General features: G+C 72.2%; 19 protein-coding genes. 15 read left to right on the top strand and 4 right to left on the bottom strand.

Annotation, left to right across the window (positions count from 1 at the left end):
- The first annotated feature begins 96 nt into the window (after positions 1–96).
- The 7 genes from AB3X52_RS12825 (at position 97) to AB3X52_RS12795 (ending at position 11019) form a co-directional block, all read left to right on the top strand.
- Entirely contained in the window at positions 97–3867 is a 3771-nt protein-coding gene (locus AB3X52_RS12825; protein ID WP_367994478.1) for an SGNH hydrolase domain-containing protein, read from the top strand.
- A gap of 275 nt (positions 3868–4142) precedes the next feature.
- The gene (locus AB3X52_RS12820; RefSeq protein WP_367994477.1) at positions 4143–4748 is read left to right on the top strand and encodes an RNA polymerase sigma factor; all 606 of its coding nucleotides are present in this window, start codon (positions 4143–4145) and stop codon (positions 4746–4748) included.
- Positions 4748–5224, top strand: coding sequence for a hypothetical protein (locus tag AB3X52_RS12815; RefSeq protein WP_367994476.1), 477 nt, complete (start codon positions 4748–4750; stop codon positions 5222–5224). Before AB3X52_RS12820 ends, AB3X52_RS12815 begins: the two co-directional genes overlap by 1 nt.
- Positions 5225–5235: 11 nt before the next feature.
- Complete coding sequence (locus tag AB3X52_RS12810) at positions 5236–6786, top strand: S8 family peptidase (protein ID WP_367994475.1); 1551 nt, start codon at positions 5236–5238, stop codon at positions 6784–6786.
- A gap of 71 nt (positions 6787–6857) precedes the next feature.
- Positions 6858–9290 (top strand): CHAT domain-containing protein, encoded by a 2433-nt coding sequence (locus tag AB3X52_RS12805; RefSeq protein ID WP_367994474.1) that lies wholly within the window; start codon positions 6858–6860, stop codon positions 9288–9290.
- A 165-nt stretch (positions 9291–9455) separates the two neighbouring features.
- On the top strand, positions 9456–9806 hold the full coding sequence (locus AB3X52_RS12800) for a hypothetical protein (protein WP_367994473.1): 351 nt from the start codon (positions 9456–9458) through the stop codon (positions 9804–9806).
- A gap of 151 nt (positions 9807–9957) precedes the next feature.
- Positions 9958–11019 (top strand): glycoside hydrolase family 26 protein, encoded by a 1062-nt coding sequence (locus AB3X52_RS12795; RefSeq protein ID WP_367994472.1) that lies wholly within the window; start codon positions 9958–9960, stop codon positions 11017–11019.
- Positions 11020–11074: 55 nt separating this feature from the next.
- On the opposite strand, the gene AB3X52_RS12790 is transcribed toward AB3X52_RS12795, so the two are convergent.
- The 3 genes from AB3X52_RS12790 to AB3X52_RS12780 form a co-directional block, all read right to left on the bottom strand.
- Positions 11075–12115 (bottom strand): LLM class flavin-dependent oxidoreductase, encoded by a 1041-nt coding sequence (locus tag AB3X52_RS12790; RefSeq protein WP_367994471.1) that lies wholly within the window; start codon positions 12113–12115, stop codon positions 11075–11077.
- Positions 12108–12911 carry a deoxyribonuclease IV gene (locus AB3X52_RS12785; RefSeq protein WP_367994470.1) on the bottom strand — a complete coding sequence of 268 codons (804 nt, stop codon included), beginning with the start codon at positions 12909–12911 and terminating at the stop codon, positions 12108–12110. Before AB3X52_RS12785 ends, AB3X52_RS12790 begins: the two co-directional genes overlap by 8 nt.
- Before the next feature lie 140 nt (positions 12912–13051).
- Positions 13052–14026, bottom strand: coding sequence for a serine/threonine-protein kinase (locus tag AB3X52_RS12780; protein ID WP_367994469.1), 975 nt, complete (start codon positions 14024–14026; stop codon positions 13052–13054).
- Positions 14027–14115: 89 nt separating this feature from the next.
- Here AB3X52_RS12780 and AB3X52_RS12775 point away from each other — a divergent pair, with 89 nt between their 5' ends.
- The 7 genes from AB3X52_RS12775 to rplI all read left to right on the top strand — a co-directional run bounded on the left by AB3X52_RS12775 (position 14116) and on the right by rplI (position 18810).
- A complete protein-coding gene (locus AB3X52_RS12775) occupies positions 14116–14463 on the top strand; it encodes a metal-sensitive transcriptional regulator (RefSeq protein WP_367994468.1) in 348 nt (115 codons plus the stop codon).
- A 16-nt stretch (positions 14464–14479) separates the two neighbouring features.
- A complete protein-coding gene (locus AB3X52_RS12770; protein WP_367994467.1) occupies positions 14480–14689 on the top strand; it encodes a heavy-metal-associated domain-containing protein in 210 nt (69 codons plus the stop codon).
- A 7-nt stretch (positions 14690–14696) separates the two neighbouring features.
- Positions 14697–16814, top strand: a complete 2118-nt coding sequence (locus AB3X52_RS12765; protein WP_367994466.1) for a heavy metal translocating P-type ATPase — start codon at positions 14697–14699, stop codon at positions 16812–16814.
- Positions 16815–16965: 151 nt separating this feature from the next.
- Positions 16966–17256: a 30S ribosomal protein S6 gene (gene rpsF, locus AB3X52_RS12760; RefSeq protein WP_367994465.1), complete on the top strand. Its 291-nt coding sequence runs from the start codon at positions 16966–16968 to the stop codon at positions 17254–17256.
- A 123-nt stretch (positions 17257–17379) separates the two neighbouring features.
- The gene (locus tag AB3X52_RS12755) at positions 17380–18000 is read left to right on the top strand and encodes a single-stranded DNA-binding protein (protein WP_367994464.1); all 621 of its coding nucleotides are present in this window, start codon (positions 17380–17382) and stop codon (positions 17998–18000) included.
- Between the two features lie 112 nt (positions 18001–18112).
- Positions 18113–18349 carry a 30S ribosomal protein S18 gene (gene rpsR, locus AB3X52_RS12750; protein WP_367994463.1) on the top strand — a complete coding sequence of 79 codons (237 nt, stop codon included), beginning with the start codon at positions 18113–18115 and terminating at the stop codon, positions 18347–18349.
- A gap of 14 nt (positions 18350–18363) precedes the next feature.
- Positions 18364–18810, top strand: a complete 447-nt coding sequence (rplI, locus tag AB3X52_RS12745; protein WP_367994462.1) for a 50S ribosomal protein L9 — start codon at positions 18364–18366, stop codon at positions 18808–18810.
- A gap of 180 nt (positions 18811–18990) precedes the next feature.
- Here the strand turns inward: rplI and AB3X52_RS12740 are convergent, their stop codons facing one another.
- Positions 18991–20319, bottom strand: coding sequence for an MATE family efflux transporter (locus tag AB3X52_RS12740; protein WP_367994483.1), 1329 nt, complete (start codon positions 20317–20319; stop codon positions 18991–18993).
- A gap of 585 nt (positions 20320–20904) precedes the next feature.
- On the opposite strand from AB3X52_RS12740, the gene dnaB reads away from it, so the two are divergent.
- The gene (dnaB, locus tag AB3X52_RS12735) at positions 20905–22293 is read left to right on the top strand and encodes a replicative DNA helicase (protein ID WP_367994461.1); all 1389 of its coding nucleotides are present in this window, start codon (positions 20905–20907) and stop codon (positions 22291–22293) included.
- Positions 22294–22312 lie beyond the last annotated feature (19 nt).

The raw sequence follows: 22312 nt of genomic DNA, 5'->3' as shown, positions 1-22312 counted from the left end.
TGCGACGACTCGGGCCACCGGAGAGGAATGCCTCCCAGGTCCACCCCTGCCCTGCCGCCGGCTCCGGCGGTCCCCCACACGCAGAGGTGCCACGTCATGACCACTGTTCTGTTGCGTCCCCCCGTCCGCACGAAGGAGAGGCCGCCGGCGCAGGCCGACCCGCTCCTGCCGCACCCGCCCTCGGAGCGGGAGAAGTACGCCTACCTTGGGCCGCAGCACCGCTGGCTGCTGCTCGTCCAGGCCGTCTCGTTCACCCTGATCGGCTACTCGGTCTTCCGGTTCGCGACGGCCGACATCCGGTTCATCCTCTTCCTCGTCCCGGTGACGTTGTATGCCGTCACCCTGGCCGTCAGCCTGCTGTCCGGCACCCGGCGGCGCCGGGTCAGCCGCAAGGGCCACCTGCGCACCGTGGCCGAGTGGGCGCCGGCGTACGTGCCCTCCGTCGACGTCTTCCTCCCGACCGCCGGCGAGGGGATCGACGTGCTGGCCAACACCTACCGCCACGTCGCGGCCCTCGACTGGAGCGGGCGGCTGACGGTCCACGTGCTCGACGACGGGGCGCGCGACGAGGTGCGCCAGCTCGCCGCCGCGCACGGCTTCGTCTATCACTCCCGGCCGGACCGCGGTCACTTCAAGAAGGCCGGCAACCTGCGCTACGGGTTCGAGCACTCCGACGCAGACCTCATCCTCGTCCTCGACGCCGACTTCGTTCCGCGCACCGACATGCTGCGCGAGCTGGTGCCCTACTTCGACGACCCGCGGATCGGGATCGTCCAGTCGCCGCAATACTTCGACACCCGGTCGCCGGCGCTCGGCTGGCTGCAGCGCTGCGCCGGCGCCACCCAGGAGCTCTTCTACCGCTTCGTCCAGCCCAGCCGCGACCGCTCGGGCGCGGCGATCTGCGTGGGGACCTGCGCGGTCTACCGTCGCGCCGCGCTGCAGGAGGTCGGCGGCTTCGCCCAGATCGGCCACTCCGAGGACGTCCACACCGGCGTGCGGCTGATGCGGGGCGGCTACGGGCTGCGCTACCTCCCGGTCCTGGTGGCGAAGGGACTCTGCCCCGACACGGTCGGGGCGTTCGTCAACCAGCAGTACCGCTGGTGCACCGGCTCGATGTCCCTGCTCGCCGACCAGTCCTTCCACCGCGAGCGCGCGATCACCAAACGCCAGAAGCTCTGCTTCTGGGCCGGGTTCCTCTACTACATCTCGACCGCCGTCAACGCCGTCGTCGCGCCGCTGCCGGCGCTCGCCATGCTCTGGATCCGGCCCGAGTGGGTCGAGCCGGGGAACTCCGTGTGGCTGCTGGGCGCGGTGATGCTGTGGTTCCTCGTGCTGCCGACCGTGATGAAGGGTCGCTGGCGCTTCGACGTCCTGCGGGTGCAGTACCTCTACTCCTTCTGCCACCTCGCCGCGATCGTCCACATCCTCACCGGCCGCACCCGCGGGTGGGTCGCCACCGGTGCCTCGTCCGGCGGCTCGACGGGCTCCGCGGGCGGAGGCGCGGTGGGCGGAGGCTCGGTGGGCGGAGGGTCGGCGAGCGCGGCGACACCGCTGCCGGTGACGGTCATGCGCTGGACGAAGGCGTGGATCCTGGCCACGCAGGTCCTGCTCTGGTGGGGCCTGGCCCGCGGCATCCGCGCGTACGGTCTCGACACGTTCTGGGCGATGGTCGGGTTCGCCGCGCTCGGCTCGGCGATCCAGCTGCCGATCCTGTTCGCCCGGGTGCCCGGCCTCTTCGCCGTACGACGCCCGCGGCTGCCGCACGTGAAGCAGCTAGCCCTCGGCCTGCTCGGTGCGCGGCCCGAGGACCTCGCGCCCGGGAAGCCGGAGGCGCCGGGCCCGCGCCGTTTCCGTCCGGACATCCAGGGACTGCGCGCGATCGCGGTCCTGCTGGTGGTGCTCTACCACGCGAACGTGCCGCACCTCACCGGCGGCTACGTCGGCGTGGACGTCTTCTTCGTGATCTCCGGGTTCCTCATCACCGGGCAGCTGATGCGGGAGCAGGACGAGACCGGCCGGATCTCGCTGCTGCGGTTCTACGGCGGCCGCATCCGCCGGCTGCTGCCGTCCGCACTCATCGTCATCGCGGCGACGCTCGTGATGTCGCGCCTGTGGGGCTCGATCTTCCACGTCCGCGACGTCGTGCACGACGCGTTCTGGGGCGTGACCTACCTGATCAACTATCACCTCGCCGCCCAGGGCGTGGACTACCAGCACGCCACCGACTCGCCCTCGCCGCTGCAGCACCTGTGGTCCCTCGCCGTGGAGGAGCAGTACTACCTGCTGTGGCCGCTGGCGCTCATCGTGTGCATGCTCCTGGGTCGTCGGTACCGCCGCACGCTGGTCCTCGCCGTGCTGCTGGTCGGCGGCGGGCTCAGCCTCTACGTGAGCCACCGGATGACGATGAGCGACCCGCCGGCGGCGTACTTCGACGTCCAGACCCGAGCCTGGGAGCTGGCGCTGGGCGCGCTGGTCGCCCTGGCGGCGACAGGTCTCGCGCGGATCCCGAAGCCGGTGATGATCCCGGCCGGCTGGGCGGGCCTCGCCCTGATCGTCTGGTCGGGACTGCACTTCACCGACGACACCCCCTTCCCCGGTACGGCGGCCCTCGTGCCGACCCTCGGGGCGGCGGCCGTGATCGCGGCCGGCGGCCCCAAGGTGCTCGGCGGCGTCGAGGCGCTGCTGGGGCGCAAGGTGCTCGGCGGCATCGGGAAGGTGTCGTACGGCTGGTACCTGTGGCACTGGCCGATGGTCGTGCTCGTCCCGCTGGCCTTCGACCAGGAGCTGCCGTGGGTCAACCTCGTCGAGATCTCGGCGCTCGCGCTGTGGTTCGCGGTGATGATGCACTGGCTCGTCGAGAGCCCGGCGCTGCGCAGCCGGCTCCACCCGCGCTCGTGGGTCTTCTCGGGCGCCGCCGGCTCCGGGGCCGTGGCGGGCGTCGGCATCGCGCTGGTCGTCTCGCTGCCGGCGTTCGTCGGCTCGGGGGCGCCGACCTCGACGTTCGACCTCGCGTCGGCGAACACCGGCGTCGTCCAGGCGGCGCTCGGCAAGGGCCTGATGACCACGGAGGCCCCGCGGAACCTACGGCCCTCGATCCAGCAGGCGACGCAGGACCAGCCGGCGTCGACGAAGGACGGCTGCCACCTCGACTTCCTCGAGGTGCACCAGGGTCCGTGCATCTACGGCGACCCGCACGGCAAGCACACGCTCGCGCTGTATGGCGACTCGCACGCCCAGCAGTGGCTGCCGGCCCTCGACCGGGAGGGCAAGCTGAAGCACTGGCGGATCATGTCGCTCACCAAGGCGGCCTGCTCGGTGGCCGACTGGACCGTCTACAGCAACGTGCTCGGGCGGGAGTACACCGAGTGCATGACCTGGCGCCAGCAGGCGGTGGCCAAGATGGTGAAGGCGAAGCCCGACCTCGTCGTCGTCTCCCAGAGCGACGCCGTTGCCGGCAACAACAGCAACACCGCCTGGGCCGACGCCACCACCCGGACGATGGCGATGCTGCGCCAGCGCGGACTGCGGGCGGCGTACCTCATGGACACGCCGATGCCGAAGCAGGACGTCCCCGAGTGCCTCGCCGGCAATCTCAACAACGTCGGCGCGTGCAACACGACGATGTCGCAGGCCCGTCAGTTCGGCGACCGCTGGGACGAGGTGCACAAGGCGCTCACCCAGGCGTCGATCACGACGATCGATCCCACTCGCTGGCTGTGCACACCCAAGGGCTGCCCGGCGATCGTCGGCAACACGCTCGTCTATCGCGACGAGAGCCACATGACCGCCACGTTCAGTGCGTGGCTGGCGCCGATGACCGCGCCGCTGTTCGCGACCCGTCATCCGGCGGAAGCTCAGGCTGGATGACCCGATCGTGTGGGTGGGGTGCCCGCAGAGTGTGGGGGCGGGCCCCCGCTCACACCCGGCCGCCGGGTCCCGGCGGCCGGAGCGCTGATACCTGCCGGTAACCCGGGACCTAGGTCCCGGATCGGGCGCCGAGAGGACCGTCACCCCTCCCCAACCGGCCCGGTGGGGTGCCACGCTGTGGCCGCGCGAGAATCTCGACGCGCGTCAGGTATCACGGCCCGGGGTCGCCGCTCTTGATGGTCGTGACCGTCACGACCACTCGGGAAGCCGGATCGATGAGCACTGTCACCTCCCACCAGTCCCCGTCCCAGGCAGAGGGACCGGGCGCGGTGTGGGCGCAGGCGACCCGTGCCTTCGACCGATGGCTGTCGGGGGACCCTGCCGGGCTTCCCGAGCTGGTCGACGTCATGACACCCGTGCTGTGGCACGTGGTGCGTGCGTACGGTCTCCCGCGCGAGCAGGCGGAGGACGTCGTCCAGACGACCTGGCTCGCGCTCGTCCGCCGCAGCTCGGCGATCCTGGACAGCACGGCCGTGGGGGGCTGGCTGACCATGACGGCGCGCCGGGAGGCGTGGCGGACCGCACGGGGGGCGGGTCGGACCCTCCCGACCGACGACGAGGACATCGCCGTACACCTGCCGCGTCAGCGGTCGGCCGAGGCGGACGCCGTCGATCGGGAGGGCGCCCGGCGGATCTGGGCGGCCGTCGACCAGCTGCCCGAGCGCTGTCGGCGGCTGCTGCGGGTCGTCGCCTTCGAGAACCGACCCGACTACGCCTCCCTCGCCGTCGACCTCGGCATGCCGGTCGGCAGCATCGGCCCGACCCGGGGGCGCTGCCTGGCGAAGCTGCGCGTCGCCCTCCTCGCGAACGGAGACCTGTGATGGCCGAGATGAGCCGCGAGCGGCTGTATGCGATCGTCCGCGCCGCCTACGAGGAGCGCGACCCCATGCCCGACGACCTCGTCGCGCGGATGCAGCAGGCCGTCGCCGCGGCCGAGGCCGAGGAGGGCCTCGCGCTCGAACTGGAGCTGATGACGCTCGTCGAGCGCTCGACCGACCTGGCCGGGGCGCGCGGCGGCGCGTCGTACACCCTGCGGTTCGCGTACGACGACGTCGACCTGCTCCTCCGCGTGGCCGCCGACGGGGAGCACTCGCGTGTGGACGGCTGGGTCGTGCCGCCCGAGCCGATGACCGTGCGCGCGGTGTGGACGGTCGAGGGCGCGGGGACCAGCGCGACCGCGGTCAGCGACACCGGCCGCTTCGAGCTCACCGACCTGCCCCTCGGGCTGGTCCGGCTGCGCCTCGAGCCGCAGGACGGCTCCCGCGCGCCCTTCGCCACCCCCACCTTCGAGATCTGAGAGAGACCGTCATGGCCAGCAGGGATGCCGAGAAGTGGCCCACCGCCGAGCCCGGGAGGAGTGGGCGGACGCTCGATCCCGCCCGGGCTGTGACCATCGGGAGCACGTCGGTCGGGGCGACCGTCTATGAAGGGGCCCAGCTCCTGATGGCCGAGACCGACGACGGCTACGACCAGCGTCTCCAGGTCCTCGAGGAGGAGGCGAAGAAGCTCGGCTGGACGGTGAGCCGTACGCCGCTCGCTCCCGGTCTCAGCGTGGTGGAGATCGCGTCCGCGCCGGACGAGGTCTCCGAGCCGCCGGACGCGTGGCGGCTGCTGCAGCATGCGCGCCTCGCGAACCGCGGGTCGCTGCCCGGCGTGGCGCTGGACCATCTGATGGCCTCTCCGGAGGCGAACCCGGTGGAGATCTCTCATCCGGTCGAGATCTCGCACCCGGTGGAGATCTCCCATCCCGTCGAGATCTCGCACCCGGCCGCGACGTACGGCACGCCGGGATCCGGCGGACGGCAGCCGGTGGCGGTGGTCGGTGGACCGCCGACCCGTCGCGAGAGCGTCCCCGGACGCAGGCCCGTGGTCGCCCTGCTCGACACCGGCGTCGCGTGGCATCCGTGGCTCCGCGGCGTCGTCGAGTCCGACGTGCGCGGTGTCGACGGGGAGCAGATCGGCTATCCCCACACCGTGTCGTTCGCCCCGGGGACCAAGGACACCGAGGAGACCCTCGACGGGACCCTCGCCCCGCTGCAGGGGCACGGCACCTTCATCGCTGGGATCATCCGCCAGGTCAGCCCCGACGCCGACATCGTGTCCTGGCGGATCGTGCCCGACCGCGGGCCGATCAAGGAGAGCGACTGGATCAAGGCCCTGCACCAGATCCTGGCGCTGGTCCGGCAGGGCGTCGAGGACGCCGAGCAGGGCCGGGCCGACGGCCGGGGCCGGGGCCGGCTCATCGACGTCCTCAGCCTGTCGATGGGCTACTACCACGAGAGCAATGAGGACGCGCTCTTCGACGAGATCCTCCGACCGCTCATGGAGGAGTTCGGGAGGCTCGGTGTGATGGTCGTGTGCTCGGTCGGCAACGACGCGACCGACCGGCCGTCGTACCCCGCCGCCTTCGCGCCCTGGACGGCGGAGTCCGGCGCGGCGGTCCACCACCCCGACCGCTGCCGGACCCACAAGGACGTGGTCCCGGTCGTCTCCGTCGCGGCCAACAACCCCAACCTGCGGACCGGCGCGCTCTTCTCCAACGTGGGTTGTTGGGTGAGGGTGTGGGCGCCGGGAGCCGCCGTGGTCAGCACGATGCCGCGCCGGAACGGCGGGCTGCTGCCGCTGGCGAGGGACGACAAGTACGGCGTGGAGCGGGAGTGCATCGACCCCGACGACTTCACGGGTCGGTTCGCGGTCTGGAGCGGGACCTCGTTCGCGGCTCCGCACGTCGGGGCGCAGCTCGCGAAGGCGCTGCAGGAGCAGTTCCGGGTGCACGGTGTGGACGACCGCAGGGCGGCCCGCGTCAAGCGCGGCTGGGACGTCGTCACCGCCGTCACCGGGATCGCGCAGGTTCCCTAGAAAGCTGCTCGGTCCGCCGACGAGAGGCGAATCGTCCTGCGGCCGGCCGGCATCCGCGCCATGATCGACGGGTGCCGGATGCCGCCGAGCTCTACCGACGGGGCCTTGCCGCGCTCAACGCGCGGCGGCTCGGCAGCGCGGCGACGCTGCTGGCACGCGCCGAGCAGCGGACCCGGGGTGACGGTGAGCCGGACCTGCGGGCGCGGGTCATCGCCTCGACGGCGTTCCTCGACTACGAGCGCGGAGAGACGGCGAAGGCGCTGGCCGCCATCGACGAGGCGCTGGCCGTCAGCGGCCTGTCGTCACAGACCCGTGGCGTCCTGCACTGCCAGCATGCCCTGCTCCTGCTGCGCCGGGGCATGACGAGCGAGGCCCTCGCGGCGTTCGACGAGGGCATCCCCGTGCTCGCGGACCGGGTCGAACGGGCGACGGCACTGGTGAACCGCGGAGGCGTCCGCCTCGCGCAGGGTCAGCCGTCGATCGCGGCGGCCGACTTCGAGGGTGCGCTCGTGCTCTGGGCCGAGGCCGGCCGCCCCGACGAGGCGGCGCTGACCGAGCACAACCTCGGCTATGCCTGCTTCGGGTCGAGCGACCTCGTCGGCGCGCTCCGGCACATGGACGCGGCGGCGCCGGTGATGACGGCGATGTCGCCGGTCATGGCTGCGACCAGTGCCCAGGACCGTGCCGAGGTGCTGCTCGCCGCCGGACTCGTCACCGAAGGTGAGACGGCGCTCCGGGCCGCCGCCAACGCGTTCGGCCGGCGCCGCATGACGCAGCGGCGCGCCGAGGCCGAGCTCGCGCTCGCCCGGACGCTGGTGTGGACCGAGCCGGCGGCCGCGGTCGCCGCGGCGCGTGCCGCCGGGATGCGGTTCGCGCGCGTCGGGGCCGTCGCGTGGCGGACGCGGGCCGACGCGGTCCTCATCGCGGCGTCGGTGCGTCGCGGCCGTGGCGGCCGGGCTCTCGTCGAGCGCGCGGAGACCGTCGCCGACGCCCTCGAGCGGCAGGGACTCGCCTGGGTCGCCCGGGCGTCCCGCCTGGATGCCGCCACGGCGCTGCTGCGCGCCGGAGACCTCGCCGGCGCCCGGTCACGGCTGGGGAGCGGCAGACCACCCAGGGGCGCGCCGCTCGCCGTACGCCTGCAGGAGCGGGAGGTGCGGGCGCAGCTCGCGGCCGCGTCGGGACGGCGCGGCCAGGCGCTGGCGCAGCTGCGCCGCGGTCTCGGTGATCTCCACGACTGGCAGAGCTCGTTCGGCAGCCTGGACCTGCAGACCAACGTCGTCGGACACGGCGCCCAGCTGGCGATGCGCGGCCTCGAGCTGGCGCTGGCGTCCCCGTCACGGGCGGTGCTCTTCGAGTGGTCGGAGCGGGCGCGGATGCTGGCGTCGCGGATTCAGCCGGTGCGGGCGCCGGCCGACCCGCAGCTCGCCGCCGACCTCGCCGAGCTGCGTCGTGAGCCGGCGCCTGCGCGGGAGGCCGAGCTGCGGAAGCAGATCCGGGAGCGGTCCTGGCAGCAGCGCGGGTCGGGCGAGGTCGCCGAGCCGGTGACCCTCGACGCGCTGCGGGCAGGGCTCGGCGGGCAGACGCTGGTGGCGTACGTCGTTGCGGCCGGTCAGGTGGTGGCGCTGGTCGTCACCCGGGAGGCGGTCACGCGGGTGCCTCTCGGCGACCGGTCCACGCTCACCCCGCTGCTCGGCGGTCTGATGCCGGACCTCGACATGGCCTCCAGCGACCTCGACGGCCCCCTCGCGGAGGTGGTCCGCGGCGAGCTGGTCTGCCGGCTGGAGCGGCTCGGTGAGGCGCTGGTGGCGCCGCTGCGGCCCTACCTCGGCGAGGGCGGGGTCGTCCTCACCCCGTCGGGCGTGCTCGCCGGGGTGCCGTGGACGCTGCTGCCGGGGTTCGCCGGACGGCCGGTGACGGTGGCGCAGAGCGCGACCTCGTGGCTGGCGCGCACCCGCTCGCCGCTGCGGACCTCCTCCGTCGGTCTCGTCGCCGGACCACGGGTGGCGCGCGCCGAGGACGAGGTCGTCGCGGCCGCGAAGGAGTGGCCGTCCGCGCGGGTGCTCGTGGGCGAGGCCGCGACGGCGGGGGCCGTCGCCGGCCTGGCCGCCGGGGTCGACGTCCTCCACGTCGCCGCCCACGGCCGTCACTCCGCCGAGAGCCCGCTCTTCTCCGGTCTGGCGCTGGCCGACGGCCCGTGGTTCGGCTACGACGTCGACCAGCTCGCCGCCGTCCCTGACGTCGTGCTCCTCTCTGCCTGCGAGGGCGGTCGCTCGACGGTCCGTTGGGGTGAGGAGCTGATCGGCATGACCGCCGCCTGGCTCCACGCCGGCGCCCGCTGCGTCATCGCCTCGCCCGCGGCGGTCGGCGACGAGGCGGCGTACGACGCCCTGGTCCGGGTCCATCGCGGTCTCGCCGCGGGAGTCGCGCCCGCGGAGGCGCTGGCCGCCGCCGTACCTCCCGCGACCCGCGACCGGGCCCCGGCGCCGTTCCTGTGCTTCTCCTGAGGCGGCGGACGGGCTACTCCGGGACCCTTCGGTCGGTTACTGACGGGTCATGAGACGCGGACGTCCCGGACTACCACGACGGATCCGGCCGCCGGTGTATCAGCGGCCCGGTGACGTCGCTCCTTCCTGACGTCACCTGCCGGACCGACGCACCGAGGAGCACCGATGGCCGCCGTACCCGTTGACCTGCCCACGTCGCTGCGGACGGTGCGCGACCCGCGCAGCGGCCAGGTCGTGGAGTGCCCGGTGGCGTCGTGCGTCGAGGTGAGCTTCGCGCCGACGTTGGCGAGCCGGTGGCGCATCGAGGCGGCGCCGGGCCATCTCGTGCCGCTCAGCCAGGGCGACCACAGCTTCGTCTTCATGGTCTTCAGCCCGCGCGCGGAGCCGACGCCGCTGCGGCTCGTGCGATCGCGCGTCGACCGCGCCGGTGATCTCGAGGTGCGGCTCGTCCACGTGCTGCCGCGCGACCGCATCGGCGCCGGCCGTACGCCGGGGGCGCTCGTGCCGGTCGGCTGACGGCCCCTCGCGCCCGGCGTGGGAGCGGCGGGCTCCGCAGCGACGGGCACGGGAGCGGGCGGCCTCCCCCGGTTGAGGGGGTCGGGGGAGGCCGCGTCCGGGCCGGTTTTGGGCGGCTTTGGACAATAGAGCGATGGACGTACGACCGGGCGTGACTCGTCCTGACCCTTCTCGCAACGCCGGCGAGGCCCCCGAGCACGGGCCCGCCGGCCGGCCGACCTCGCGTGCCGTGGGCGTCGTGGCGGTCGGCGTGGTGCTGGCGGTCGCGCTGGTCGGCGTCTTCGTGTGGCCGGGCGGCCATGGCAGCTCCTCCGACGACGGCGCGGGGACGGACGCGTCCGACGCCCGCCCGTTCTTCGGCCTCGATCTGCCCTCGGTCGACGAGGACCGGGTGGCCCGGATCGCGAAGGCGGTCGGCTGCGCGCCCGCGGTCCAGAACGTCTTCGTGAAGCTCGACAGCACGTCGTTCGACGAGGGCCTCCTCCAGCGGCTGGGCGCGAACGGCCGGGAGCCGATGATCACGCTCGAGCCCTGGTCGTGGCAGTCGACGCCCGAGGAGACCGACCTGCCGGCGTACTCCCTCACGACGATCGCCGATGGGCAGCACGACGACGCGTTCCGGCGGATCGCGCGCGTGCTGGCCACGCATCCCGGTCCGGTGATGGTGCGGTTCGCCCACGAGATGAACGCCAACTGGTATCCCTGGGCCGTCGGCGTCAACGGCAACACCGCCTCGGACTACGTCGCCGCCTGGCGCCACGTGCACGACCTGATGAGCGGCATCGACCCGCGGATCCAGTGGGTCTGGGCACCCGCCACCGTGCCGTGGGACGACCAACCGCTGCCGCTGAAGGACGTCTACCCCGGCGACGACCAGGTCGACTACGTCGGGGTGAGCGGCTACGGCCACGCCGACCAGGACGGCACGCGGACGGCCACGCAGACCTACGGCCCGTGGTACGACGAGATCCGGACCTTCACGAAGAAGCCGGCGATCCTCAGCGAGATGGGCGCGGACGGCGGCGCGAAGGACTCCTGGATCGCCAGCCTGCCGTCGTTCCTCCACGACCGGCCCGGGATCGTGGGCTTCGTCTGGTATGACACCTCACCCGAGACGACGGGCGCCACGGGCGACTATCGCATCGACGACACCCCGGCCCACCTCGCCGCCTTCCGCAGCGCGCTGCACGACATCGGCGTGCACTGCCGCTGAGTGCGCGGCTGCGGTCACGCCGCGGAGGTCAGGTCGTGAAGTCAGGCCGCGGAGGTCAGGCCGCAGGCGACCAGCCCAGCAGCGGCCCGAGCCGCGTCGCCATGTCGGTGAGGATCTGGACGTAGTCGGCATGCGCGAAGGTGAAGGGCAGGGCGAAGGCGACCTCGTCGACGAGCTGGAAGCCGGCGTGGGCCGTGAGCTGCTCGGCGAGCTGCTCGGAGGTGCCGACGAGGTCGGGGGCGAACATCATCCGGCGCGGCCCCTGCGGCTCACGGGTGCGCGGCAGCCGGGCGGCGGCGTACTCCTCATAGCGGCGGGCCTGCTCCGGCGTCGCGCTGTCGGTCGGGATCACGACGAGCCCCTGTGACACGCGCGCGTCCTGGCCGAGCGGGTGGAGCGAGCGGAAGAGCTCGATCTGGCCGGCCTGGATGGTGGCGAAGTCGGTCTCCTCCGACTCGGCGGTGATGACGCTCGAGGTGAGCAGGTTGACGCCACGCCGGGCGGCCCACTCGACGCTGCGCAGCGAGCCGCCGCCATACCAGACCCGGTCGACGAGCCCCGGGGAGTGGGGCTCGATCCGGCGGGAGAACGTCTCGATCCCGACCTGGCCCTCGAAGTCGGAGACCGGCTCGCCGGCGAGGTTGTGGAGCAGCCGCTCGACCCGGGCGTAGGAGAAGTCCTCCAGGTCGGCGGTGTCGGGGTAGAGGTGGTCCTTGAAGCGCTCGTAGTTCATCGGCGGACCGACGCTGACGCCGGGGTTGATCCGCCCGACGCCGCGGTCGCTGTGGGCGGCGGAGAGCACGTCCACGGTCGCGAGGTCCTCGGCGAGGCGGAACGGGTTCTCCAGGCCGAGCGGGGTCACGGCGGTGCCGAGCTCGATCCGGCGCGTGCGCTGGGTAGCGGCCGCCATGACGGCGATCGGCGAGGAGATGCCGAACTGGAGGTGGCGGTGGCGCAGCCACGCGGAGTCGAAGCCGAGCTCCTCGCCCAGCTCGATGATCCGGAGCGTCTCCTCGTGGCCCGCGGCCGGGTCGTCCGGATCGAAGAGACCGATGGTGAGGAAGCCCAGCCTCCGCAGCGGTCGCGACTCAGCCATCGAGCCGCTCGCGCAGCCAGGCGAAGTCGGCGACGTGCTCGGCGGCGCCACCGGGGGTCTCGCACACGACCGGGGCGCCGGCGTCCTGGATGACCGCCGCGAGCAGGTCGGGATCGATCTTGCCGGCGCCGAAGTTGGTGTGGCGGTCGGCGCCGGAGTCGAACGCGTCGCGGCTGTCGTTGGCGTGGACCAGGTCGATCCGGCCGGTGATCTTCCGGATGTCGTCGACGACGGTCTCGAGGCTGTTGCCGCCTGCGTGGGCGTGGCAGGTGTCAAGGCAGAAGCCGACCATGTCGAACCCCTCCGCCTGGCTGATCGCGGCCCAGACGCCCTCGATCCGCTCCAGGTAGCGGGTCATCGCGTTGTCGCCGCCGGCGGTGTTCTCGATGAGCAGCGGGATCTTGAGGTCGGTGGCCTCGATCGCCTTGCGCCAGTTGTCGAAGCCCTTCGCCGGTTCATCGTCCTTGTTGACGTGGCCGCCGTGCACGATCAGCCCCTGGGCGCCGATCTCCGCGGCCGCGTCCATGTGCTGCTGGAGCAGCTTGCGGCTGGGGATCCGGATCCGGTTGTTCGTGGTGGCGACGTTGATGATGTAGGGCGCGTGGACGTAGAGCCCCACGCCGGCCTCCTCGGCCGCCGCGCGGAGGGCGTCCGCGCCGCCGGCGTAGGCCACCTTCGGGCCCTTGTAGCTCTGCGGGTCGCCGAGGAAGAACTGCACGTGGGGCGCCTGACGTGCCTGCGCCTCCGCGATCGGGTCGGTCTGGTCGACGTGGGCGCCGATGGCGATGGTGCTCATGGCGGTCAGTCTAGGAGCGGCCGGGGACGGCCTCGCCGGGCTATGGTCTCCGCGTGACGGGGATCCTGCTCGGGGTCGCGGCCCTGCTGGTCGCGGTCGGCTTCCTCCTGCTCTTCCGCGCCAACGACCGGCGCGAGCTCTCAGCCCAGGACGCGCGTGAGCGCCACGGCGCACAGTCCGATCGCGCCGGCGAAGCAGCCGAGCGCCGCGACCACCCGCGCTGAGCCCGTACGCCGGGCGGCCGCTGCGGGGAGCGCCAGCCCGCGCCGCAGCGGCATCACCGCATCGCCCAGCCGGTCCCGCACCTCCGGTCCGTCCGGTCGTGGCCGCAGGCCGCCCGGTGACGCCTCCGCGGCGAGCCGCAGCAGCCAGCGCTGGGCCTCCGCGGCAGTGGCCGGCCGGTCCGCCGGGTCGGGCGCGGTGAGCGCCCGGAGCAGCGGCGCGAGAGGACAGTCCGGCACCTCGGTCTGCAGGTGCGGTCCCAGGCCGGTGAGCATCTGGAGGCCGACCCGGCCGGCGGCGTACAGGTCCTGGCGTGGGTCGGGCGGGGCGCCGGCGGCCTGCTCGGGGGCGGCGTACCCCTCGGTGCCGACCATGCCCGGCGCCTGCGTCAGGCGTACGGCGTCGGTGGTGGCCGCCACCCCGAAGTCGCCGAGCCTGAGGTGGGGCCGGGCGCGGCCGGTGACTTCGAGCAGGAGGTTCGCGGGCTTGACGTCGCGGTGGACGACGCCGGCGGCGTGGACGGCGGCGAGCGCCTGGAGGAGCTGGTCGAGCAGCACCCCGGCGTAGGGGAGCGGGAGCGGGCCGTGCTCGGCGACGAGGTCGGCGACGGTGCCGCCGCGGATGAGGTCCATGGTGAAGACGACGACGTCGTCGTCGGCCGCCCAACCGGTCGGCGCGACGACGTGCGGGTGCTGGATCCGCAGGCCCTGCTCGCGGACGAAGCGGAGCAGCATGGCACTGCTGCGCTGGGTCAGCACCTTGGCCGCGACCCAGGACTGGGTGCGGACGTCGTAGGCGCGCCAGACCGACCCCATGCCACCGGCGCCGATCTGGTCCACGAGGACGTAGCGGCCGGCGACGGGGTGGTCCGCGGCCCCGAGCGACTCGATCATCCGCGGGAGCCTAGGCGAAATCCGGCTCAGGGGCTTGGTCGGTATACCCCCAGGGGGTAAGGTGGAAGCACGGCGACGAAAGGCTGACCATGAGCGAGCAGGCCGCACCCGGCTCTGTCGACGGGGCGCACGAGGCCCACGACGGCCACCAGCACGGCTATCTCCACCACGGCAACAAGGACGCCTACCTCAAGCGGCTGCGCCGCGTCGAGGGGCAGGTCCGTGGGCTCCAGCGGATGGTGGAGGAGGAGCAGTACTGCATCGACATCCTCACCCAGGTCAGCGCGGCCACGAAGGCGCTCCAGTCGGTTGCGCTCGGCCTGCTCGACGAGCACCTCGGCCACTGCGTCGCCGAAGCGGTCCAGGAGGGCGGTCCCGAGGCCGACGTCAAGCTCGCCGAGGCGTCCCAGGCGATCGCCCGCCTCGTCCGGTCCTGACCTACGAAGGAGAGACATGAGCAACCACACGTTCACCGGCACGGTCGTGGGGATGACCTGCGAGCACTGCGTCGCCTCGGTCACCGAGGAGGTCGCCGAGGTCGCCTCGGTCACCGGTGTCGACGTCGACCTGGCGAGTGGCACCCTCACCGTCGCCGCCACCGAGCCCGTCTCCGACGAGGCCATCCGGGCCGCCGTCGAAGAGGCCGGCTACCACTTGGCGTAGGCCCTCGATGACCACCCGCCAGGAACCCCTGCAGACCGTCGAGCTCGAGCTCGACGGGATGACCTGCGCCTCCTGCGCCCACCGCATCGAGCGCAAGCTCAACAAGCTCGACGGCGTGCAGGCCAGCGTCAACTACGCCACTGAGAAGGCGAGGGTGGAGTACGCCGCCGGCGTGACCACCGACCAGCTGATCGACACCGTGGCGGCCGCCGGCTACCACGCGTCCCTGCCGGTCCCCGACGCCGCCGAGGCCCGGGACGCCGACCGGTCCGCGGTGCTGCGCCGCCGGATGTGGGTCGCCGTCGTCCTCGCCGTGCCGGTCGTCCTGCTCGGCATGGTGATGCCGCTGCGCTTCCCGGGGTGGGACTGGGTCTCGCTCGCGCTGGCCACGCCGGTCGTCGCCTGGGCGGGCTGGCCGTTCCACCGGGCCGCGTTGGTCAACCTGCGCCACGGCGCCGCCACGATGGACACGCTCGTCTCGGTCGGGACGCTGGCGGCGTACGTCTGGTCGCTCGTGACGCTCGTCGGCGGGACCGGCGGCCATCTCTACCTCGAGGCCGCGGCGGTGGTGACGGCGTTCGTCCTGGCGGGGCGCTACGCCGAGGCGCGGTCGAAGCGGCGCGCCGGCGACGCGTTGCGGGCGCTCGGCTCGCTGGGCGCCAAGGAGGTCGCGGTGCTGCGGGAGGGCCCGGGCGGTCCCGAGGTGCGGGTGCCGGTGGCCGAGCTCGCGGTGGGCGACCTCTTCGTCGTACGCCCGGGGGAGAAGGTGGCCACCGACGGCGTCGTCGTCGAGGGCGTCTCCGCGGTCGACAACGCGCTGCTGACCGGCGAGTCGGTGCCGGTGGAGGTCACGCCCGGGGACGCCGTCGTGGGCGCGACGCTCAACACCAGCGGCCGGCTCGTGGTCCGCGCCACCCGCGTCGGTCGCGACACCCACCTCGCCCAGCTCGCGCGGCTGGTCGAGGAGGCGCAGACGGGCAAGGCGGCCGTCCAGCGGCTCGCCGACCGGATCTCCGGCGTCTTCGTGCCGGTCGTCATCGGGCTCGCGCTGCTGACCCTCGCCGGGTGGCTGGTCGCCGGGGGCGACGCGGACGCCGCATTCACCGCCGCCGTGGCGGTGCTGATCATCGCCTGCCCCTGCGCGCTCGGGCTGGCCACACCGACCGCGCTCCTGGTCGGGACCGGCCGCGGCGCCCAGCTGGGGATCCTGATCAAGGGCCCCGAGGTGCTCGAGTCCACCCGGGCCGTCGACACCATCGTGCTCGACAAGACCGGGACCGTGACCACGGGCCGGATGCAGGTCAGTGGGGTGTACGCCGAGGGCGCGCTGTCGCGCGACGAGGTGCTGCGCCTCGCCGCGGCCGTCGAGGCGGGCTCGGAGCACCCGATCGGCCGTGCCGTCGCGGAGGCCGGTCCGGCCGGCCTATCGCCGGTGACGGACTTCCGGGCCGAGGCCGGCGTCGGTGTGTCCGGCACGGTCGAGGGGCGGCGGGTCGAGGTCGGTCGTGCCGCGGACGGCGGCGTGACGGACGGGGCCGGTGTGGTCGTGAGGGTCGACGGCGAGGTCGTCGGGCGGATCGAGGTCGCCGACGCCGTCAAGGACAGCTCGGCCGAGGCGGTCGCGGCCCTGCGCGGGCTCGGGCTGCGTCCGGTCCTGCTGACGGGGGACCGCGCGGAGGTCGCGCGGGCCGTCGCCGACGAGGTCGGCATCGACCCCGAGGACGTCGTGGCCGGCGTACTCCCGTCCGGGAAGGTCGAGGTCGTCACGCGGCTGCAGCGCGAGGGCCACGTCGTCGCCATGGTCGGTGACGGCGTCAACGACGCCGCGGCGCTCGCGCAGGCCGACCTCGGCCTCGCGATGGGGACCGGCACCGACGCGGCCATCTCGGCCGCCGACCTGACGCTCGTGCGCGGTGACCTGCGGGTGGCGGCCGACGCGATCCGGCTCTCGCGGCGCACGCTCGCGGTGATCAAGGGCAACCTCTTCTGGGCGTTCGCCTACAACGTCGCCGCGATCCCGCTCGCTGCCGCGGGCCTGCTGAGCCCGATGATCGCCGGCGCCGCGATGGCGTGCTCGTCGCTCTTCGTGGTCACCAACTCCCTGCGGCTGCGGCGGTTCCGCTGACTCGTCACCTCCGGGAGCGCGGATTCGGCCGGCGTACTCCCGCGTTGATAGCCTGACGTGTCTCGTTCCGTTCGGAGGAACGACACAACGCAGTAGCCCTCCTGCCATGGAGAGACCATGGCCGCCGAGTCCGTAGGAGGTGGAGACAGCTATGCGTGCTTATGAAGTGGTGGTCATCCTCGACCCCAGTCTCGACGAGCGCACCGTCGCCCCGTCGCTCGACAAGTACCTCAATGGTGTCATCGTCAAGGACGGTGGGACCGTGGAGAACGTCGACGTGTGGGGCCGGCGTCGCCTGGCCTACGAGGTCAAGAAGAACGCCGAGGGCATCTACGCGGTCATCAACCTGACCGCCGAGCCCAAGTCCGTGCAGGAGCTCGACCGTCAGCTCACGCTGAACGAGTCCATCCTGCGCACCAAGGTCCTCCGTCCCGGCAAGTGAGCCGGGGGTGCGTCCTCGTGGCGCGCCCTGTGGATGACCATCTGTCCGTTGTCGGACCCGCCCTGTTGAATGGGCCGGGTCATGGACATCGGACCTGCATCACGAACTAGCCAGGGAGGCCTCATGGCAGGCGACACGATCATCACCGTGGTCGGCAACCTCACCGACGACCCGGAGCTCCGCTTCACCCCGTCGGGCGCTGCGGTTGCGAACTTCACGGTGGCCTCGACCCCCAGCACCTTCAACCGCCAGACCAACAGCTGGGAGGACGGGGAGACCCTCTTCCTGCGCTGCTCGATCTGGCGTCAGGCCGCTGAGAACGTCGCCGAGTCGCTCCAGCGCGGCATGCGTGTCGTCGCGCAGGGACGGCTGAAGGCCCGGTCCTACGAGACCCGCGAGGGCGAGAAGCGCACCGTCTTCGAGCTCGAGGTCGACGAGATCGGTCCCTCGATGAGGTATGCCACCGCCAAGGTCACCAAGACCTCCCGCCAGTCGGGTGGTCAGGGTGGCGGCTACAACAGCGGTGGTGGCGGCGGCTACGGCGGCGGTCAGGGTGGCGGTCAGTCCGCTCCGGCCAACGACCCGTGGGCCACGAACGCTCCCGCCGCCCCGCAGGGCGGCCAGGGTGGCGGCGGCTACGGCGGCGGTGGTGGTTACGGCGGCGGTCAGGGTGGCGGTCAGCCTGCCCCGGCCAACGACCCGTGGGCCACGCCCGGCGTCGGCAACGACGAGCCCCCCTTCTAGTTCGATGGTCGAGCCCGCCGGCGTCAGTCAGCGGTGCTGAGACCACAGCCCAGCCAACCGAATCCCTCAACCATTCCGGCGCGAGCCGGGCTTCTAGAAAGGAAGCACCACAATGGCCAAGGCAGTGATTCGCAAGCCGAAGAAGAAGGTTTGCCAGTTCTGCAAGGAGAAGGCGACCGGTGTCGACTTCAAGGACACCGCGCTGCTCCGCAAGTTCATCTCCGACCGCGGCAAGATCCGCGCTCGTCGGGTGACCGGCAACTGCGTCCAGCACCAGCGCGACGTGGCCACGGCGGTCAAGAACGCCCGTGAGCTCGCCCTGCTGCCCTACACCTCGACCGGTCGCTGAGAGGAGTTCCTGACATGAAGATCATCCTCACCCAGGAGGTCACCGGTCTCGGCTCCGCCGGCGACGTCGTCGAGGTCAAGGACGGCTACGCCCGGAACTACCTCGTCCCGCGCGGAGACGCGATGCGCTGGACCCGTGGCGCCGAGAAGCAGGTCGAGCAGATCAGGGCCGCCCGCGCTGCCCGTGCGGTGCGCGACGCCGACCACGCCGGCCAGATCAAGGGCAAGCTCGAGGCCGCCGCGGTCAACGTCAAGGTCCGTGCCGGCAAGGACGGCCGCCTCTACGGCGCCGTGACCGCTGCCGACATCGCCGGCGCGCTGACCGAGTCGACCGGCGAGCAGATCGACAAGCGGACCATCGCGGTCGGCAACCCGATCAAGTCGCTCGGCTCCCACGAGGTCTTTGTCAAGCTCCACGACGAGGTGTCGGCCAAGGTCGCCCTCAACATCGTGTCCGCCTGACCTCTCGAGGCACGCTGCGCGGTTTCACGCGAAACATCATCAGGGCCGTCCTGCTCCGGCAGGGCGGCCCTGCTGCATGCCGAGTCGCGGGTTGTGACGGGCCGAGATGTCGATTGTGACCGGCCGAGATGTCGGTTGCGACCGGCCGAGTGGTGGGTTGTGGTCCGACCGCCGAGAGCGTCAGACGGCACCGGTCACGAGCCAGCGGTCGCCGAGCGCCCGGCGTACGAGCACGGCGAAGCGGGCCCCCATGAAGGCGAACGTGAAGGCGACCCAGACCCAGACCAGCCCGCCGCCGAGGACGATGGCGAGCGCGACGAGGGGCAGGTAGGCCACCAGGACGGCGAGGCCGCCCCACGCGAGATAGCGGCCGTCGCCGGCCCCGATCAGCACACCGTCGAGGACGAACACCACTCCCGCGACCGGCTGCCCCAGGGCCGCGATCAGCAGCACCGGCACGAGCCGGTCCCGCACCTCACCGTCGTCGGTGAAGAGGGCGCCGAGGAACGGCGACAGACCGGCCAGGAGTACGCCGACGGCGACCCCCACGACCACACCCCACCACACCATTCGGGCGGTGATCGCGCGCGTCCCGGTCGTCTCGCCGGCACCCAGCGCACGCCCGGTGAGAGCCTGCGCGGCGATGGCGATGGCATCGAGCACGAACGAGAGGAACGACCAGAGCGTGAACGCGATCTGGTGGGCGGCGAGATCGACGGCCTGCTCGTGGCTGCCGTCGCCGGCGATGTGGGTGACGGCGTAGGTGGTGGCCAACAGCGCCGCCCGCAGGGTGAGCGTCCGGATCACGAGCGCGATGCCGGCACGCGCCGCCGACCTGATCCCGGGCAGGTCGGGGCGGAGAGAGGCGCCTTCCCGGCGGGCGGCCCGGCCGACGACGTACACGAGGGCGGTGGCGGCGAGCAGCTGGGCGAGCACGCTGCCGGTGGCGGAGCCGGCGATGCCGAGCCCGGCGCCGTACACGAGCGTGACGTTGAGGACGACGTTGAGGACGTTGCCGCCGATGGCGACCACCATCGGCGTGCGGGTGTCCTGCAGTCCGCGGAGGACACCGGTGGCGGCCAGCATGAGGAGCAGCGGGGTGACACCCAGGAGGGCGATGCGCAGGTACGTCGTCGCGGGGCCGACCACGTCGTCGCCGGCGCCGAGCGCGCGGCTGAGCGGCCGGGCGAGCAGGATGCCGGGGGCGGTGACCAGGGCGCCGATGCCGACGGCCAGCCAGAGACCGTCGACGCCCTGGGCGATCGCTCCCCGGAGGTCGCCGGCGCCGATGCGTCGTGCGACGCCGGCGGTGGTCCCGTAGGCGAGGAAGACGCAGAGCCCGACGATCGTCTGCAGGACCGCACCGGCGATCCCGAGCCCGGCGAGCTGGCGGGTGCCGAGGTGGCCGACGATCGCGGAGTCGGCCATGAGGAAGAGCGGCTCGGCCACGAGAGCGAGGAACGCGGGGATCGCGAGCCGCCAGATCTCCCTGTCGTGGCTGCGGTCCATCGGCACGTTAGGCAGGCTATCGGGGCATGCAGCACGTGGCTGGCGGGGCGGGTGGGCCCGAGGTGCGGACGGTCCCGGGTGGGCCACAGACCGCCGGTGGATAACTTGTGGAATGCGTCGCTGTGGGCGCTTTGTCGACAAACAGTCCTGCCCGGTGGTGGCGGTCCGTCGCGTCGCCGCGACACGCCCGGGACTTTTTTTCATCCACACCCGGGAAGAGGCGTTTGCGCAGGTCAGAGGCGTGTTGGGTGACCCTCGTCGCGGGTTCTCAACAGGGATCTCCCCAGCCTCTGCACACAGATTCCGCGGTCGTCCACGGGTTGGCGCTAGTTATCCCCAAGAGTCTGTGGATAACGACGCGTCGCGGGCTGGAGAAGGAGGAGTCACGGCGCGTAGCGTCCGCGGGACCGTGTCGGTCAGATCCACCAACGACGCAGCCGCTGTCGGGTGACGGCGCGGTGCCCGGGGCCGGTCCTCCGAACTGTCGGTGGTCGGCTCTACCGTGCTGCGTGGTGGGTCGACGACAGGTGTCAGCGTGGGGTGTGAGGGGGACAGTTGAGCGTCGCAGAGTCGGATACGCGGAGCGTGCCGGAGCCGCCGTACGACGACTGGGGGGACGGCCCGGCGGCGTACGAACCGGGCGAGCGACCGCGCAACGCCAACGACCGGACGCCGCCGCAGGACATGGCCGCAGAGCAGGCGGTCCTCGGCTCGATGCTCATCTCGAAGGACGCGATCGCGGACGTCGCCGAGTCGGTGCGCGGTGCGGACTTCTACCGCCCGGCCCACGAGACGATCTATGACGCGATCATCGACCTGTACGGCCGCGGCGAGCCGGCCGACATGGTCACCGTCGCCGACGAGCTGCGACGCCAGGGTGAACTGGAGCGGATCGGCGGCGCGCCGTACCTTCACACGCTCGCCGCCAACGTCCCGATCGCCGCCAACGCGGGCTACTACGGCGAGATCGTGCGCGAGAAGGCGATGCTGCGCCGACTCGTCGACGCCGGCACGAAGATCGTGCAGATCGGGTACGCCGGCGAGGGCGAGGTCGACGACATCGTCGACCAGGCGCAGGCGGAGGTCTTCCGGCTCACGGAGAAGCGGTCGAGCGAGGACTATGCGCCGCTGTCGGACATCATGGACGGCGTCCTCGACGAGATCGAGGCGATCTCCAACCGTGAGGCCGGGATCTACGGCGTGCCGACGGGCTTCGCCGACCTCGACGAACTCACCAACGGCTTCCACGGTGGTCAGATGATCATCGTCGCGGCGCGCCCCGCGATGGGGAAGAGCACCCTGGCGCTGGACTTCTGCCGTGCGGCGTCGATCCACAACAACCTGGCCAGCGTCTTCTTCAGCCTGGAGATGAGCCGGTCGGAGATCACGATGCGTCTGCTCTCGGCCGAGGCGAAGGTGCCGCTGAACCACATCCGCAACGGCAACATGAGCGACGAGGACTGGAACAAGCTGGCCCGCAAGATGGGTGAGGTCTCCTCGGCGCCGATGTTCATCGACGACAGCCCCAACATGACGATGATGGAGATCCGCTCGAAGGCCCGGCGCCTCAAGCAGCGCCACGACCTGAAGCTGATCGTTCTCGACTACCTCCAGCTGATGAGCTCCGGCAAGAAGGTGGAGTCGCGTCAGCTCGAGGTCTCGGAGTTCTCCCGTCAGATCAAGCTGCTGGCCAAGGAGCTCGAGGTCCCGATCATCGCGCTCTCCCAGCTCAACCGTGGCTCCGAGCAGCGTTCGGATAAGCGCCCGATGGTCTCCGACCTTCGCGAGTCCGGGTCTTTGGAGCAGGATGCGGATATGGTCATCCTTTTGCATCGTGACGATGTCTATGAAAAGGAATCGACCCGACCCGGCGAGGCTGACGTGATTGTCGCCAAGCACCGCAACGGTCCCACCCGGGACCTCGTGGTCGCCTTCCAGGGCCACTATTCGCGCTTCGTCGATATGGCTCACTGACGACTGCGTTGTCGAGAAT

The sequence above is a fragment of the Nocardioides eburneus genome (assembly GCF_040838215.1).
GTDB classification, from domain to species: Bacteria; Actinomycetota; Actinomycetes; order Propionibacteriales; family Nocardioidaceae; genus Nocardioides; species Nocardioides eburneus.
Note: the sequence above shows the minus strand (reverse complement) of the source record. Positions and strands in the feature narration are given on the sequence as shown.

Coding starts and splice junctions, on each gene's coding strand:
- AB3X52_RS12770 (WP_367994467.1), top strand. CDS start 14,480: ATGAGCAACCACACGTTCACCGGCACGGTCGTGGGGATGACCTGCGAG.
- AB3X52_RS12775 (WP_367994468.1), top strand. CDS start 14,116: ATGAGCGAGCAGGCCGCACCCGGCTCTGTCGACGGGGCGCACGAGGCC.
- AB3X52_RS12790 (WP_367994471.1), bottom strand. CDS start 12,115: ATGGCTGAGTCGCGACCGCTGCGGAGGCTGGGCTTCCTCACCATCGGT.
- AB3X52_RS12755 (WP_367994464.1), top strand. CDS start 17,380: ATGGCAGGCGACACGATCATCACCGTGGTCGGCAACCTCACCGACGAC.
- rplI (WP_367994462.1), top strand. CDS start 18,364: ATGAAGATCATCCTCACCCAGGAGGTCACCGGTCTCGGCTCCGCCGGC.
- AB3X52_RS12820 (WP_367994477.1), top strand. CDS start 4,143: ATGAGCACTGTCACCTCCCACCAGTCCCCGTCCCAGGCAGAGGGACCG.
- AB3X52_RS12825 (WP_367994478.1), top strand. CDS start 97: ATGACCACTGTTCTGTTGCGTCCCCCCGTCCGCACGAAGGAGAGGCCG.
- AB3X52_RS12810 (WP_367994475.1), top strand. CDS start 5,236: ATGGCCAGCAGGGATGCCGAGAAGTGGCCCACCGCCGAGCCCGGGAGG.
- AB3X52_RS12785 (WP_367994470.1), bottom strand. CDS start 12,911: ATGAGCACCATCGCCATCGGCGCCCACGTCGACCAGACCGACCCGATC.
- AB3X52_RS12815 (WP_367994476.1), top strand. CDS start 4,748: ATGGCCGAGATGAGCCGCGAGCGGCTGTATGCGATCGTCCGCGCCGCC.
- AB3X52_RS12765 (WP_367994466.1), top strand. CDS start 14,697: ATGACCACCCGCCAGGAACCCCTGCAGACCGTCGAGCTCGAGCTCGAC.
- rpsR (WP_367994463.1), top strand. CDS start 18,113: ATGGCCAAGGCAGTGATTCGCAAGCCGAAGAAGAAGGTTTGCCAGTTC.
- rpsF (WP_367994465.1), top strand. CDS start 16,966: ATGCGTGCTTATGAAGTGGTGGTCATCCTCGACCCCAGTCTCGACGAG.
- AB3X52_RS12780 (WP_367994469.1), bottom strand. CDS start 14,026: ATGATCGAGTCGCTCGGGGCCGCGGACCACCCCGTCGCCGGCCGCTAC.
- AB3X52_RS12800 (WP_367994473.1), top strand. CDS start 9,456: ATGGCCGCCGTACCCGTTGACCTGCCCACGTCGCTGCGGACGGTGCGC.
- AB3X52_RS12740 (WP_367994483.1), bottom strand. CDS start 20,319: ATGGACCGCAGCCACGACAGGGAGATCTGGCGGCTCGCGATCCCCGCG.